The 14636-nt window shown below is 58.6% G+C and carries 11 protein-coding genes; 6 read left to right on the top strand and 5 right to left on the bottom strand.

Features of this window, described 5'->3' with window-relative positions:
• Positions 1 to 85: 85 nt before the first annotated feature.
• Positions 86 to 2953, top strand: a complete 2868-nt coding sequence (locus tag ACYZT9_RS00675; RefSeq protein WP_462010295.1) for an EAL domain-containing protein — start codon at positions 86 to 88, stop codon at positions 2951 to 2953.
• 70 nt (positions 2954 to 3023) lie between these two features.
• Here ACYZT9_RS00675 and ACYZT9_RS00670 read toward each other — a convergent pair whose 3' ends face one another.
• Positions 3024 to 3338, bottom strand: coding sequence for a hypothetical protein (locus tag ACYZT9_RS00670; protein ID WP_462008111.1), 315 nt, complete (start codon positions 3336 to 3338; stop codon positions 3024 to 3026).
• Between the two features lie 352 nt (positions 3339 to 3690).
• Between ACYZT9_RS00670 and hexR the strand changes: the two genes are divergently transcribed.
• Both hexR and ACYZT9_RS00660 read left to right on the top strand, forming a co-directional pair.
• Positions 3691 to 4557 carry a transcriptional regulator HexR gene (hexR, locus tag ACYZT9_RS00665; RefSeq protein ID WP_008156648.1) on the top strand — a complete coding sequence of 289 codons (867 nt, stop codon included), beginning with the start codon at positions 3691 to 3693 and terminating at the stop codon, positions 4555 to 4557.
• 254 nt (positions 4558 to 4811) lie between these two features.
• Complete coding sequence (locus ACYZT9_RS00660; RefSeq protein ID WP_462008110.1) at positions 4812 to 5021, top strand: PA3496 family putative envelope integrity protein; 210 nt, start codon at positions 4812 to 4814, stop codon at positions 5019 to 5021.
• Here the strand turns inward: ACYZT9_RS00660 and ACYZT9_RS00655 are convergent.
• Entirely contained in the window at positions 4963 to 5925 is a 963-nt protein-coding gene (locus ACYZT9_RS00655; protein WP_461982826.1) for a LysR family transcriptional regulator, read from the bottom strand. The two genes, ACYZT9_RS00660 and ACYZT9_RS00655, sit on opposite strands and share 59 nt — an antisense overlap.
• Before the next feature lie 190 nt (positions 5926 to 6115).
• Here ACYZT9_RS00655 and ACYZT9_RS00650 point away from each other — a divergent pair, with 190 nt between their 5' ends.
• Positions 6116 to 7531, top strand: coding sequence for an acetyl-CoA carboxylase biotin carboxylase subunit (locus ACYZT9_RS00650; protein ID WP_462008109.1), 1416 nt, complete (start codon positions 6116 to 6118; stop codon positions 7529 to 7531).
• An 11-nt stretch (positions 7532 to 7542) separates the two neighbouring features.
• Positions 7543 to 9366, top strand: coding sequence for a sodium-extruding oxaloacetate decarboxylase subunit alpha (gene oadA, locus ACYZT9_RS00645; RefSeq protein ID WP_462008108.1), 1824 nt, complete (start codon positions 7543 to 7545; stop codon positions 9364 to 9366).
• A 206-nt stretch (positions 9367 to 9572) separates the two neighbouring features.
• Here the strand turns inward: oadA and ACYZT9_RS00640 are convergent, their stop codons facing one another.
• The 3 genes from ACYZT9_RS00640 to ACYZT9_RS00630 all read right to left on the bottom strand — a co-directional run bounded on the left by ACYZT9_RS00640 (position 9573) and on the right by ACYZT9_RS00630 (position 13583).
• Entirely contained in the window at positions 9573 to 11618 is a 2046-nt protein-coding gene (locus ACYZT9_RS00640) for an autotransporter outer membrane beta-barrel domain-containing protein (RefSeq protein ID WP_462010294.1), read from the bottom strand.
• A gap of 310 nt (positions 11619 to 11928) precedes the next feature.
• A complete protein-coding gene (locus ACYZT9_RS00635; RefSeq protein WP_462008107.1) occupies positions 11929 to 12765 on the bottom strand; it encodes an amino acid ABC transporter permease in 837 nt (278 codons plus the stop codon).
• Complete coding sequence (locus tag ACYZT9_RS00630) at positions 12762 to 13583, bottom strand: ABC transporter substrate-binding protein (protein WP_462008106.1); 822 nt, start codon at positions 13581 to 13583, stop codon at positions 12762 to 12764. Before ACYZT9_RS00630 ends, ACYZT9_RS00635 begins: the two co-directional genes overlap by 4 nt.
• A gap of 112 nt (positions 13584 to 13695) precedes the next feature.
• Between ACYZT9_RS00630 and ACYZT9_RS00625 the strand changes: the two genes are divergently transcribed.
• Entirely contained in the window at positions 13696 to 14595 is a 900-nt protein-coding gene (locus tag ACYZT9_RS00625; protein WP_462008105.1) for a homocysteine S-methyltransferase family protein, read from the top strand.
• The last annotated feature ends 41 nt before the right edge of the window (positions 14596 to 14636 follow it).

The raw sequence follows: 14636 nt of genomic DNA, 5'->3' as shown, positions 1-14636 counted from the left end.
GCAGTTTGGTAAGGGCATTGGCTTGTGTATGCTCGGTCCACGTTTCGGGCTCATGCTCATCATTATAAGAACAAGAACATTGCCTATAACCCTCAGCTCCGACCTGTCGGGCCCCACTGTGGAGCCTCGGGTTATCCGCAAACAGTACGCCATGGAAATGGCGGTCGAGCGCACGCGCCTGCTTTACCAAGGCTCGCTTCTGCCTACGCTGTTCATGCTGATCAATGGCCTGGTGTGCGCGGGCTTGCTCTGGAGTCCGCAGCGCTACTTCCTGGTCAGCGTCTGGCTGGTGTGGTTGCTGTCGCTGGTGGCGTTGCGGGTGATTCAGGTCGCGGCGTTCGATTCGGCCATTCCCAACCGCCAGGCCCACCCGATCTGGCGTCGCATGTTTTTGCTCGGCTCAGCGATGACCGGCCTGACCTTGGCCGGCGCCGGCATTGCCCTTGTGCCCGCCGACAATTTCATCCAGCAAGCCTGGGTGTTTGGTTTGATCGGTGCAGCAGCACTCTCGGCCAGCGTGGCCTACGCGGTCAGTCTGTCGGCCTTTCTATCCTTTACCTTGCCGTGTCTGCTGCCGGCCATCGCGTATATGTTCTGGGGCGGCGACCAGCAGGAGCAAGGTTGGGGCTGGTTCGGGCTGATTTTGCTAGGGGCGTTGAGCGTGGTCGCCTGGCAGGTCAATCGACTGATTGATCGCGGCCTGCTGCGACGCTTCCAGAACGAGTCACTGATCGAGCATTTGCAGCAGGCCCAAAGCCGTAGCGACCAGCTGAATCACGAACTGGCCAAGGAAATCGACCAGCGCCGCCGTGCCGAAGACGAGTTGCGCGAAATTCAGATCGGACTCGAAAGCCGCGTCGCCCAGCGTAGCCTGGAGCTGGACGCCGCCAACCAGGCCTTGAGCAAAAGTGAAGCGCGTCTGGCGCTGGCATTAAAAGCCAGTGAGCTGGGATTATGGGACTGGAACCTGCAAACCGACGAAGTCCACCACACGCAACTCCAGGAGTTGTTCGGCCTGGAGCCGGAGTTCGTAACGGCCATGCTGCGCCACCTCAAGCCGCGCCTGCATCCCGAGGACTTGCCGTCGCTGAGGCGTGCGCTGGTCGAACATTTAAAGGGCCGCAGCGAGGATTATCAGATCGAATACCGCGTACGCCACGGCGATGGCCACTGGGTCTGGATCGAAGACCGTGGTCGAGCAGTTGAGCGTGCCGAAAACGGCCGGGTAATCCGCATGGTCGGCACCCGACGCGACATCACGGCCAGCAAGAGTCTGGAAGCACAGCGGCAACTGGCGGCGACGGTATTCGAGGCGGCCAGCGAAGGCATCATGATTTTCGATCCGAACTACGCACTCATCGCGGTCAACCAGGCGTTCAGCCGCTTAACGGGCTATGACATCGACGACATGCTCGGGCGCAATGTTGTGGAGTTGCCATGCAGTCGCGACGCCCGTCGCCACTACGGGGCGATTCATCAGTCGCTGGAACAACACGGCAGTTGGCAGGGCGAACTGGTGGAAACCCGCAAGAACGGCGAGCTGTATCCGCAATGGCTGCAACTCAATGCCGTGCGTGATACGCGGGGAAACGTCAGTCATATCGTCGGTTTCTTCGCCGATCTCTCGGCGCGGCGCGAATCCGAAGAGCGCATGCGTTACCTGACGCACTACGATGAACTGACCGGGCTGGCCAATCGTTCGCTCTTCCGTGAACGGTTGCGTGAGGCCCATCAGCGAGTGCGTCAGGGCGGGCGTAGTCTGGCGTTGTTGCACATCAACCTGGACCGCTTCAAGTTACTCAACGACAGCCTTGGCCATGAAATAGCCGACCAGCTATTGCAGAAGATGGCCCGGCGGCTGGTCAATGCGCTGCCGGAGGCGGACACCATTGCACGATTGTCCGGCGATGAGTTCGCGGTGCTGTTCGACGCTTACGGCAGTCTCTCGAGCCTGGCACGGGTAGCGACGCGGCTTTCGACCAAATTGCGTGTGCCAGTGACCGTTGAAGGGCATGAGCTGGTGGTCAGCGCGTCCATGGGCATCAGCATGTTGCCGGACAACGCACGGGAAATTTCCGCGCTGGTGAGCCAGTCGAACATGGCAATGCAACATGCCAAACACCTGGGTGGTGATAATTTTCAGTTTTACACCGACAGCCTGCAAGCCAGCACGCTTGAGCGCTTGCAGCTGGAAAACCAGTTGCGCAAAGCCATCGAAGAGAAGCAGCTGAAGGTGTTTTACCAACCGAAACTCTGTCTCGCCACAGGCCGGCTGAATGCCGCCGAGGCGTTGGTGCGCTGGGATCACCCGACCCTGGGCAGCGTTCCACCAGGAGACTTTATCGGTCTGGCCGAGGAAATTGGTCTGATCGGCAGCATTGGCGAATTCGTGTTGCGTCAGGCGTGCTGGCAGGCCTGCGAATGGCAGCGTCAGGGACTGGAGCCGATTCGGGTGTCGGTCAATTTGTCGGTGCATCAGTTGCGACAGGGCAAGTTGGTCAGCCTGGTGCGCCAGGTATTGGAGGAAACCGGCCTGGCGCCGCAGCACCTCGAACTGGAGCTCACGGAAAGCCAGTTGCTGGACAGCGTCGAACACATCATCGCCACCTTCCAGCAGTTGCGTGATCTTGGGGTGAAACTGGCCATCGACGACTTCGGCACCGGCTATTCGTCCCTGAGCTACCTCAAGCGTATTCCGGTGGATTACGTGAAGATCGATCAGGCGTTTATCCGCGGTCTGGGGGAGGGCAGTGTGGATGCAGCGATCACCCGGGCGATCATTGCCATGGCTCACGGGTTGTCGTTGAAGGTTGTGGCGGAAGGGGTTGAGCGGCCGGAGCAGCTTGAATTTTTGAAGGCTGAGCGTTGCGACGAGGTGCAGGGGTATCTGATCAGTCGCCCGATAGAAGCGGGTAGGTTGGTGGACCTACTGCGAGCGCAAAGCACCGACTGAAGCAGGGCAGAGGAGCTCCCGCCAGACACAGAGGTGCCTGACGGGAAACTCCGAAGTTATTGATGACTTATTAGTTGGTAATTAGAACGTCATCAATATGGTGCAGCAGTTTGCCTTGATAGAAAATACTGACGCCGGTAACGTTGGAATCACCCATTGCTTTGTATTCAACAAACTTGTCGGTTTCAACTTGCAGAGCAACTTCATCGGAAGCTTCAAGTTTCAATTCAAGTCGCAGATCGAAGGATTTGTCTTGAATGGCAGTCATTACCAGTTTTGGCGAAATGCCTGCATTTGCAACGGTTACGGTGCCATAGGTGCGGAAGGAAGCTGCGCCTGGCATGCGGTCGATCTGTGCAACCCAGTTCTTGGTTTTAATGCTCATAGTATGTAACTCCTGTAATTAGTTTGATTGCGTCCTGCACAATCAATGTAAGGAGATGGAGTTGTTTTGGGAAGAGGTGTGTTAGTTGTATTTGTAAGTTTGCGTGTTTGATCTTTATGTGTTGCTAGCAACTAAGCTCCGAAACTTCGAATAGGTCGATCAGGGGTAGTTTGTAGCCCTAAGGGTTTGCTCCGGTTGCGCGAAAGCTCTGGCAACGAGTGCTACATGGAGCGCGAACGCCTGAAAACGAGGGATTCGGTTACGCATTGAGCAGGCAAAAAGCCAATTCATGTAGTATAACTACAAGCTTGCTACATCCCCGGCGCCTGCCAATAACAAAGAGTCCAGCCCCTTGAATCTGCTGCAACACATCGCCCAGTCACGCCACCTGTTACGCAAGTCGGAGCTCAAGGTCGCCGACCACGTGCTGCTTGATCCAGCGGCGGTGATGCACAGTTCCATGGCCGACCTGGCCCACAACGTGGGCATCAGTGAGCCGACCATCGTGCGGTTCTGCCGCGCCATTGGTTGTTCCGGGTTTCAGGATCTGAAACTGAAGCTGGCGCAGAGTCTGGCGGCCGGTGCGAGCTTTGGCCAGTTTGCGATCCATGAAGATGATTCGGTTGCCGACTACAGTTTAAAAATTTTCGACACGACGTTGCACACGCTGATGGAGGTTCGCGAGAAGCTCGATCCGGTGGAATTGCAGCGCGCGGTGTCGCTCATGTCTCAGGCTCAACGTGTCGAGTTCTATGGTTTCGGTGCCTCGGGTGCAGTGGCGGCCGATGCCCAGCACAAGTTCTTCCGTTTGCTGCTGACGGCAGCGGCGTATTCCGACCCGCACATGCAGGCGATGTCGGCGGTCACGTTGAAGCCTACCGACGTGGCGATATGCATTTCCCAGTCCGGGCGTTCCAAGGATCTGTTGATTACCGCGAATCTTGTGCGCGAAAGCGGCGCGTCGCTGATAACCTTGTGCCCGAGCCAGACGCCGTTGGCTGAGCTATCGACCGTCAACCTGGCGATCGACGTTCACGAAGACACCGAAATCTACACGCCGCTGACCTCGCGTATCGCCCACCTGGTGGTGATCGATGTGTTGGCGATGGGCGTGGCCATGGCGCGCGGGCCGAGCCTGGTCAACCACCTCAAGAGCGTCAAACGCAGCCTTCGCAGCTTGCGGCTATCGCCCAAATCGGTGAAAGCCCTCGACGATTGATTTTGGCGGAAATTGTGGCGAGGGAGCTTGCTCCCGCTGGGCAGCGAAGCGGCCCCAAAAACCATCCACAGTGGTATTCCAGATCTATCGCATCAAGCTATTTACGGCTGCTGCGCAGCCGAGCGGGAGCAAGCTCCCTCGCCACAGGTATGCGGTCAGTCTCCGAGTTTCATCGTTCTGTAACGCGCAAGCCTCCAAACCGTCATCCCGCACGCCCATCCTATAACTCCCGTACTCGCCTTGGGAGACTCGAAATGGCCTTGCCCTACGAAGAACGCAACAGCGCCGTCAAAACCCGTCGTCAGCAAGAAGACCAGCGCCGCATGGAATTTCGCCGTGCCATCGAAGATCGCTGCGAGCGCCGCCAGCTGCTGGCCGAGATCGGTGACTTTCCCGAGCTGGAACTCAACTACTGGCAGGCAGTTCCCGCAACTTCCCGTCGAACCGCTCAACCAGGGCGCTGATCTGCACCCGTTCGCTGCGGATAAACGCAAGGAATGCGTGGGCCACCGGCGACAGCCGTTTGGCCTTCGCCTGCACCAGGCACCAACTGCGAAACAGCGGCAGCTCTTCGACCGGTAATTCGATCAAGCCGCCGGTGGCCAATTCCAGGTTCAGGGCGTGGCGCGTCAACAGCGCAACGCCCAGACCCGCCAGCACACATTCACGCTGCGCTTCGGCCGATGCGACCTCCTGGGTCTGGTTGAAGTGCACACGTTTCTCTTTGAAGTACTCTTCACACGCCATTCGCGTTCCCGAGCCGGGTTCGCGGAGCAGCAGCGTGTAAGGCTCAAGGTCCTGCAGCCGCAACGGCCCCATATGGCACAGCGGATGATCCGGTGGCGCCACGGCCACGATCGGGTTGTTGAGGAATGGCAGAAATTCCAGCCCCATATCTTGCGGCACCATGGACATGATCACCAGGTCATCGCGGTTGTCGGAGAGCCGCCGAATCACCTGCCCCCGATTGACCACGGTCAGTTGCAGGTTCACCTCCGGATGCTGGCGTTTGAACGCGGCAAACAGGTGCGGCACGAAATACTTGGCGCTGGATTCCACCGCCAGTTTCAGCTGGCCCTGCAACGATCCCTGCATGTCCGACAGCTGCATGTCGAGATTTTCCAGGCGTCCGAAAATGTCTCGACTCGCACGCTGAAGGGCCTCGGCGGCTTCCGTCATGTAGAGTTTTTTGCCGACGTAATCAAACAGCGGCTGACCAATCAGCTCCTCGAGTTGACGAATCTGCAGACTCACGGCAGGTTGTGTCAGCGACATTTCTTCCGCCGCGCGGCTGTAGGAACGCAAATCACAAACCTCATTGAAGATCTGCAGTTGACGCAATGTCATACGCATCAATGACTTACGCATTTCCAGGAGGCTCCCGCCGAAAACTGATGTATCAACTATAAGTCTTTGCTTATGGCTAGCCCAATTATTATTCATTTTTGTTAATCCCTTGCGGGGGCTAGTGTGGTGCTGCGACTAAATTGAAACATTTGGTCACGCGTCGACCTGGTCTAGCAGGTCGTGGGTACCACCGGCTCAAGGGAAACTCCAAGTGATAACAAAGATCCTGATCGCCAACCGTGGTGAGATTGCCGTACGAATCGTGCGTGCCTGCGCCGAGATGGGCATCCGCTCGGTCGCGGTTTACTCCGACGCCGACCGTCATGCCTTGCACGTAAAGCGTGCGGACGAGGCCCACAGCATCGGTGCCGACCCGCTGGCCGGTTACCTGAACCCGCGCAAGCTGGTGAACCTGGCCGTGGAAACCGGTTGTGATGCGTTGCACCCCGGCTACGGTTTCCTCTCGGAAAACGCCGAACTGGCCGACATCTGCGCAGAGCGCGGAATAAAATTCATTGGTCCATCGGCTGAAGTCATTCGCCGCATGGGCGACAAAACCGAAGCCCGCCGCAGCATGATCAAGGCCGGCGTGCCGGTCACTCCGGGGACCGAAGGCAACGTCGCGGACATCGCCGAAGCGCTGACTGAAGGTGACCGCATCGGTTACCCGGTCATGCTCAAGGCCACCTCTGGTGGTGGCGGTCGTGGCATCCGTCGCTGCAACAGCCGCGAAGAACTCGAACAGGCTTTCCCCCGCGTGATCTCCGAAGCCACCAAGGCATTCGGTTCCGCGGAAGTGTTTCTTGAAAAATGCATCGTCAATCCAAAACACATCGAAGCGCAGATCCTCGGCGACAGCTTCGGCAACGTGGTGCACCTGTTCGAGCGTGACTGCTCGATCCAGCGCCGCAACCAGAAACTCATCGAAATCGCCCCGAGCCCGCAACTGACCCCGGAACAGCGCGCCTACATCGGCGACCTGTCGGTGCGTGCAGCCAAGGCGGTGGGATACGAGAACGCCGGCACCGTGGAGTTCCTGCTCGCCGAGGGCGCGGTGTACTTCATGGAGATGAACACCCGGGTGCAGGTGGAACACACCATCACCGAAGAAATCACCGGCATCGACATTGTGCGTGAACAGATCCGCATCGCGTCCGGCTTGCCGCTTTCGGTGAAACAGGAAGACATCCAGCACCGCGGTTTTGCGCTGCAGTTCCGGATCAACGCCGAAGACCCGAAAAACAACTTCCTGCCGAGCTTCGGCAAGATCACCCGTTACTACGCGCCCGGCGGCCCCGGCGTGCGCACGGACACGGCGATCTATACGGGCTACACCATTCCGCCGTACTACGACTCCATGTGTCTGAAACTGGTGGTGTGGGCGCTGACCTGGGAAGAAGCGATGGACCGTGGCTTGCGCGCCCTTGATGACATGCGTCTGCAAGGGGTCAAGACCACCGCCGCGTACTACCAGGAAATCCTGCGCAACCCGGAATTCCGTAGCGGCCAGTTCAACACCAGCTTCGTTGAAAGCCATCCTGAACTGACCAACTACTCGATCAAGCGCAAACCCGAAGAGCTGGCCCTGGCCATCGCCGCCGCCATCGCCGCCCACGCAGGCCTGTGAGGAATACTCTAATGACTAACTCTTTACCTACAAAGCGTATCCACGTAACCGACACGATCCTGCGCGACGCCCACCAATCGCTACTTGCGACCCGCATGCGCACCGAAGACATGCTGCCGATCTGCGACAAGCTCGACAAAGTCGGTTACTGGTCGCTGGAATGCTGGGGCGGCGCGACCTTCGACGCCTGCGTACGCTTTTTGAAAGAAGACCCATGGGAGCGTCTGCGCCAATTGCGCGCGGCGTTGCCTAATACGCGCCTGCAAATGCTGCTGCGTGGCCAGAACCTGCTGGGCTACCGTCATTACAGCGATGATGTGGTCAAGGCTTTCGTCGCCAAGGCTGCGGTCAATGGCATCGACGTGTTCCGCATCTTCGACGCAATGAACGATGTGCGTAACCTGCGCGTGGCCATCGAAGCGGTGAAAGCCGCCGGCAAACATGCCCAAGGCACCATCGCTTACACCACCAGCCCGGTGCACACCATCGACGCGTTCGTCGCGCAAGCCAAGCAGATGGAAGCCATGGGTTGCGACTCGGTGGCGATCAAGGACATGGCTGGCCTGCTGACTCCATACGCCACTGGCGAGTTGGTCAAAGCATTGAAATCCGAGCAGTCGCTGCCGGTGTTCATCCACTCGCACGACACGGCTGGCCTGGCCACCATGTGCCAACTCAAGGCCATCGAAAACGGCGCCGATCACATCGACACCGCAATCTCCAGCTTCGCCTCGGGCACCAGCCACCCGGGTACCGAGTCGATGGTCGCTGCCCTTAAAGGCAGCGAATTCGACACCGGCCTGAACCTGGAGCTGTTGCAAGAGATCGGCCTGTACTTCTACGCCGTGCGCAAAAAGTATCACCAGTTCGAAAGTGAATTCACCGCCGTCGACACCCGCGTGCAAGTCAACCAAGTGCCGGGCGGGATGATTTCCAACCTGGCCAACCAGTTGAAAGAGCAGGGCGCGCTGAACCGCATGGCCGAAGTGCTGGCGGAAATCCCGCGTGTTCGCGAAGACCTCGGCTTCCCGCCGCTGGTGACCCCGACTTCGCAAATCGTCGGAACTCAGGCGTTCTTCAACGTGCTGGCTGGCGAGCGCTACAAGACCATCACCAACGAAGTGAAGCTTTACCTGCAAGGCGGCTACGGCAAAGCGCCGGGCACCGTGAACGAAAAACTGCGTCGCCAAGCGATCGGCAGCGAAGAAGTCATCGACGTCCGTCCAGCGGATTTGCTGAAGCCGGAAATGACCAGGCTGCGTGCCGAAATTGGCGCAGTGGCCAAGTCCGAAGAGGACGTGCTGACCTACGCGATGTTCCCGGACATCGGCCGCAAATTCCTCGAAGAGCGTGCTGCTGGCACCCTCACTCCAGAAGTGCTGCTGCCGATTCCTGAAGCGGGCGGCGTGGCCTCCGCCGGTGGCGAAGGTGTGCCGACCGAGTTCGTGATCGACGTCCACGGTGAAACCTACCGCGTCGACATCACCGGTGTCGGCGTCAAGGCTGAAGGCAAGCGTCACTTCTACCTGTCCATCGACGGCATGCCGGAAGAAGTGGTGTTCGAACCGCTCAACGAATTCGTCGGCGGCGGCAGCAGCAAGCGCAAGCAAGCCACTGCACCGGGTCACGTCAGCACCACCATGCCGGGCAACATCGTCGACGTACTGGTCAAGGAAGGCGATGTTGTGAAAGCCGGCCAGGCTGTGCTGATCACTGAAGCGATGAAGATGGAAACCGAAGTCCAGGCGGCCATCGCCGGCAAGGTCACCGCCATCCACGTGGCCAAGGGCGACCGGGTCAATCCGGGCGAAATCCTGATCGAGATCGAGGGCTGAGTTAACAGCCTCGATACACCGCTTTAAACCTCGGGGGGGCATGTGCTCCCCTTTTTTTCGCCCGCAGAAAATCCATTGTGGGAGCGTCGGTGCAGCGATCCGACTTGCTCGCGAAAGCGGAGTATCAGTCGACATGGTTGTTGACTGACACATCGCCTTCGCGAGCAAGCCCGCTCCCAAAGGGATGGTGGTGAGTCAGTGGTTGATCAGAACGCCATCCGCCACTGACCCATTACGCCATGACTGCGGCTATCGCTGCCCATTTCACCCGTGAGACCGACGCCGAGCGTATTGCGTGCGGAAAGTCTCAGGTCCACGCCCGCATCGACCATCAGTTTGTCCCGATCCAGCGGCGCACTGTAGACGCTGTAGTCGTTGCCACCGGTGACAAGGCGTTGCCTGGTTTCGGTATATACCTTGCCGTACGTGTGTTTCCAGCCAGCGCTAAAGCGCGGAGTCAGTTGCATACCGTTTCCCAGCGTATTGAGCTTCGCCAGACGCAGGCCGAATGTGCTGTTGACGTTTTCCTCGGATTGCCCGTGGACTTTCAGAGCAGCATCGCCACCTTTTTCCGTGAAACTATCGCGTTGATAACGTTGATATCCGACGCTGGCAAACGGCTCGATGCTGACGTTCGCGCGGCCCAGGTTGTAGCCGACTTCTGCGAAGGCTTGCTGAGTATTGGCCTCGTAATGCCCCTTGGGGCGATCCTTGAAACCGTAGAATTCGACCCGGCGCGCACTGCTTCCGTCGTGGCGGTTGTGTGTCGCGCCCAGGCGCAACGACATCGGCCCTTCCTGGCGCAGGGCGTAAGCGCCTAGATGCCAGCTGTCCAGATCGCCGTCGAGTTCTCTGCTTTTCTGGCGAGTGCGGGAGTTGCCGCCCATCACACCCAGCCGCCAATGCTCACTGACCTGCCAGTCGGCGCCCAGTAACAATCCTTCAGTGGAGTGTTGCAGTGGGTCATAGTCGCGACTCAGTTTCCCGCTGTGGCCAAGCGCCTGGAGCCAGACTCTTCCTTTGGCTTCGTTTCCCGCCGCCAGACGAGGCGCGCTGTTCTGATTGTAAGAAACATCGGCGTTATCGAGTTGGCGCATGGCCGAGAGCAGGGTGGCGCCGATCGGGCCGTCGCTGTTCAAGGTTGCCTTGGCGAGGTTGGCGTTGCTATCGCCGGCCAGAATTTCCAGGGCGTAGGTGGCGGTAGCTATGTCGGACCCAAGCAAAGCAGCGACGGCGGCATTCGGGGTGGCGGCTGGATTGCTTCTGATTTCTTCAATAACGTCTGCAAGTTCATGAGCGCTATCGGTGGTTGCGGCGCTTCCGATCGGCACGCCATTACGAGCGTAAGTCAGGACGACAGCCTTTTCGTCGTCGTAATTCAGGTTGGGCGTCATAAAGGCCAGGTTGTTGAGCACCGAACCGAACTCGCCTACGATTTTTACCGCAGAAATGATGGTGTGCTGTCTGGTCAGCGGATATTCACCCGATGCCGCGACGATTTTCAGGGTCGCATTATCGAGGCTCGCAGTGCCGTCGACTTTGATCGTTTCGCCCGGACCGTCAGGGTTGAGTTCATAGGTCAGAACGGCAGTCGCGGACATCTTCAAATCACCGGCCACTGTCGGCGCGCCAAGCTGTCGGTTGACGAGAAGTCCGCCGTGCACGTCCAGCCTTCCAACCCGCCCCCCGCCACTGAAGGTGCCTGAAGGGTACACCTCGACGCCTCCACCAATGACGCCGTTGTTTACCAAAGCACCTTGAGCGACGGCGCCCCCTTCGATATATCCATTGTTGGTGACCATCGCTTTGGGGTGGACCAGGGCCCCGATTTGGAAGTCTCCGGAGTCTTTGGCGCCATTTAGGGTCCACGTGCCCTGTTTGATATCCAGTCCGACAAAATTTCGGGTTTCACCCAGAGTGCCCCCTTTAGCGTGATCGAGCTGGATGACATTGTTGCCACCACCACCGTCCAGCCGTTTGGTAAGGCCCCCTCCGGAAAGCACGCTGATCAGATCGTTACGATCATCCAGTTGCAGAGCTTTCCACTCAGCGATTTTGTTGATCGAAGTGAGTTTGGTATCGGCAGCTCCGATGAACGAATCGAGTTTCGCAATCAGGTCTTCTGACGTTTCAAAAGGCGCAGCAGATGGATCGGCACCTGTTTGCTGGGCAACCGCAAATTCAGCGCAGCCAACGGTAAGCGCTATCGAAAGAGCGAGGTGTTTGGGTCGATATTTGTGTTGAACGGGCATTGAGTCAGGCCTCTTTTGACAGGAGGCCAAACTCTAAAAGGCAGCTGATTTTGCGGATGTCAGTCGGTTCCGGCACGCAGCCCGGGTATTGTCGGATCGTTTTGTGGAAAAAGTCTTGGCTGTCTTGCAATGGCGGTTTATGCCGATGCGATACCGTAGCGGTTACCTACAACTCATCTGCAAAAGGGCGCTTTTCCTACAATCAAAGGCTATCCGCCAATACCGTGCCGCGCGGTGTTCAGACCGTTTGGCTTGAAAATGGGCGTCATGCGGATTCGGCGTGATTTCAGTTGAGGCCGCGAACTTCCCACTAACTACGACTCAAATACGCCTTCCCATAATGCCGCTCCATCCTCGCCTGAATCAGCTCCAGCCCAATCGACAGCGCCCAGTAAATCACCGCCGCGGTCGTCAGCATCTCGATGTAGCGATAGCTCGACCGACCATACGATTGCGCCAGAAACATCACTTCCCACACCCCCATCACCGAGATCAGTGATGAGTCCTTGAGCATCGAGATGAATTGATTGGTGGTCGGCGGAATGATGGTGCGCATGGCTTGAGGCAGGGTGACGCGCCAGAAGATCACGGTTTCGCGCATGCCCAGCGCCAGCGATGCTTCGCGTTGGCCGTGGGGGACGCCGAGGATGCCGGCGCGGAAGATTTCGCTGAGGTAGGCGCCGTAGTTCAGCGACAAGGCGATGATGCCAGCGGCGACGGCACCGGGCACGATGCCCAGTTGCGGCAGGCCGAGGTAGATCAGAAGGATCTGGATCAGCAGCGGTGTACCGCGAAAGAACGACGCATAGAAACTCGCAATGCCGAAGGCCACTGCGCTTTTCGACAGTCGCGCGATGGCGGTGATGAAGCCCAGCAGTGACGACACGACGATGGAGCACAGGCACAAAAACAGCGTCAGCGCTGCGCCTTGCAGAAAGCCGTTCGGCGCCAGGTGCAGGCCGATCAGGTTGGGCAGTTTGTCGAGGATGATCGAGAACTTCAGGTCGAAGCTCAGGAAGAAACTGGCGAACATAACCAGCATCGCCGCCCAGGTCAGGTACAGCCGCGTGCGAAAACCGAAGATCCGTTGCAGGCGGGACTCAGCCACCGGTTGCGGCGGCTGAGGGGGTGTCGGGAAAGAAGTCATTGACTGATGTCGGCGCCGATCCACTTTTGCGAGAGCTTGCTCAGGGTGCCGTCCTGTTTCAGTTGCGCGAACACGTCACGCACCTTGGCGTCCCACTGCGCATCGCCTTTTTCGATGGCCACCGAGTTTGGCTCCGAATACAGCGGTTCGCCGGCAAGCTTGAAGCGCTTGTCTTCCGTCAGCCGTGGTTGCGCGGTGACGAGGTTGGTGAGGACGGCATCCAGTCGAACGCCTGCGCCGAGACCGAGGTCCTGGAACGCGACGTTGTCGGTGTCGTAAGGCGCGATCTGCACGTTTTCAAACGGGTACTGCAACTGCGTGTCTTCGGCGCCTTCGATCACCAGGTTTTTATTCAGGTAGCTTTCGTAGCTGGAAGCACTGGTGAGCCCGACTTTCTTGCCGCTCAGGTCCTTGGCGCTGTGAATGCTGTCGTCCTTGGCATTGACCACGATCACCGCCGGCGAGGCGTAGTACTCGACCGGGAAATCAAAGACTTCGGCGCGAGCCTTGCTCGGGGTCATGGAACAAATGCAGATGTCGTAGCGCCCGCTCCAGCGGCCAGCGGCGATCACGTCCCAAGACGGGGTTTCGAGGCGCAGTTTGACCCCGAGTTTGTCCGCCACGGCTTTGGCCACGTCAACATCGAAACCGTCGAGCTGGTTTTGGTCATTGAGGAACGAGAAGGGTGGATAGCTTTCCATCAGCACGCCCACCAGTTCTTTCTTTTGTTCGATGCGGTCCAGCGTGGCGCCGCCGAACGCTTGGGTGGAGGCAGCCAGCATCGTCAGGCCCAAGGCCAGTAGCGATTTAAGTTTCACAGTCGAGCCCTGATAAAAAAGTGGTTGTGATTAACCGGATGGTGCGTATTAAATAGTTATAAGAACGACTCTGGTAGTGAGTTATTTTCATAAGCATATGAGTGAAAAGCATATGGGCGTTGTGAATACAGTGATTCTGGATGGCGGCATGGGTCGTGAGTTGCAACGCCGCGGTGCGCCGTTCCGACAACCCGAGTGGTCAGCGCTGGCCTTGGGTGAAGCGCCGCAGGCCGTGGAAGCAGTGCACGCGGCGTATATCGACAGCGGTGCAAACGTGATCACCAGCAACAGCTATGCGGTAGTGCCGTTTCACATTGGCGAAGCGCGTTTTGCTGAGGAAGGGCAAGCACTGGCGGCGCTGGCCGGTGAGTTGGCGCGGCGTGCGGTGGATGCCTCGGGCAAACTGGTCCGTGTCGCGGGCTCCTTGCCGCCGTTGTTCGGTTCCTATCGCCCGGACCTGTTCGACGCGGCTCGGGTGACCGAACTGCTGACGCCGCTGGTTGATGGTTTGGCGCCCCATGTCGATCTGTGGCTGGCGGAAACCCAAAGCTCGATCATTGAAGCACGGGCGATTCAGGCCGGGTTGCCGAAGGATGGCAAGCCGTTCTGGCTCTCATTTACCCTTAAGGATGAGGATACGGACGAAGTGCCGCGTTTACGCTCCGGCGAACCTGTGGCTGAAGCCGCTGCGGTGGCAGCCGAGTTGGGTGTCGAGGTGTTGTTGTTCAACTGCAGCCAGCCTGAAGTGATCGGTGCTGCGATTGATGCGGCGCGAGAAACGTTCGAGCGTCTGGGGGTGACGATTCACATCGGCGCCTACGCCAATGCCTTCCCGCCGCAACCGAAAGAGGCGACGGCCAATGACGGTCTGGACCCGCTGCGCGAGGATCTTGATCCGCCGGGATACTTGCAATGGGCGGCTGACTGGAAAGAGCGCGGTGCCAGCCATTTGGGTGGGTGCTGCGGGATCGGGCCGGAGCACATTGCGGTGCTTGCCCAGAAATTGGCGTGAAGCCCATCGCGAGCAAGCCTCGCTCCTACAGGGGATTCGTG

The sequence above is a fragment of the Pseudomonas sp. ZT5P21 genome (genome assembly GCF_054897785.1).
The sequence above is the reverse complement of the archived record's forward strand: the minus strand, read 5'-3'. Positions and strand labels throughout refer to the sequence as shown.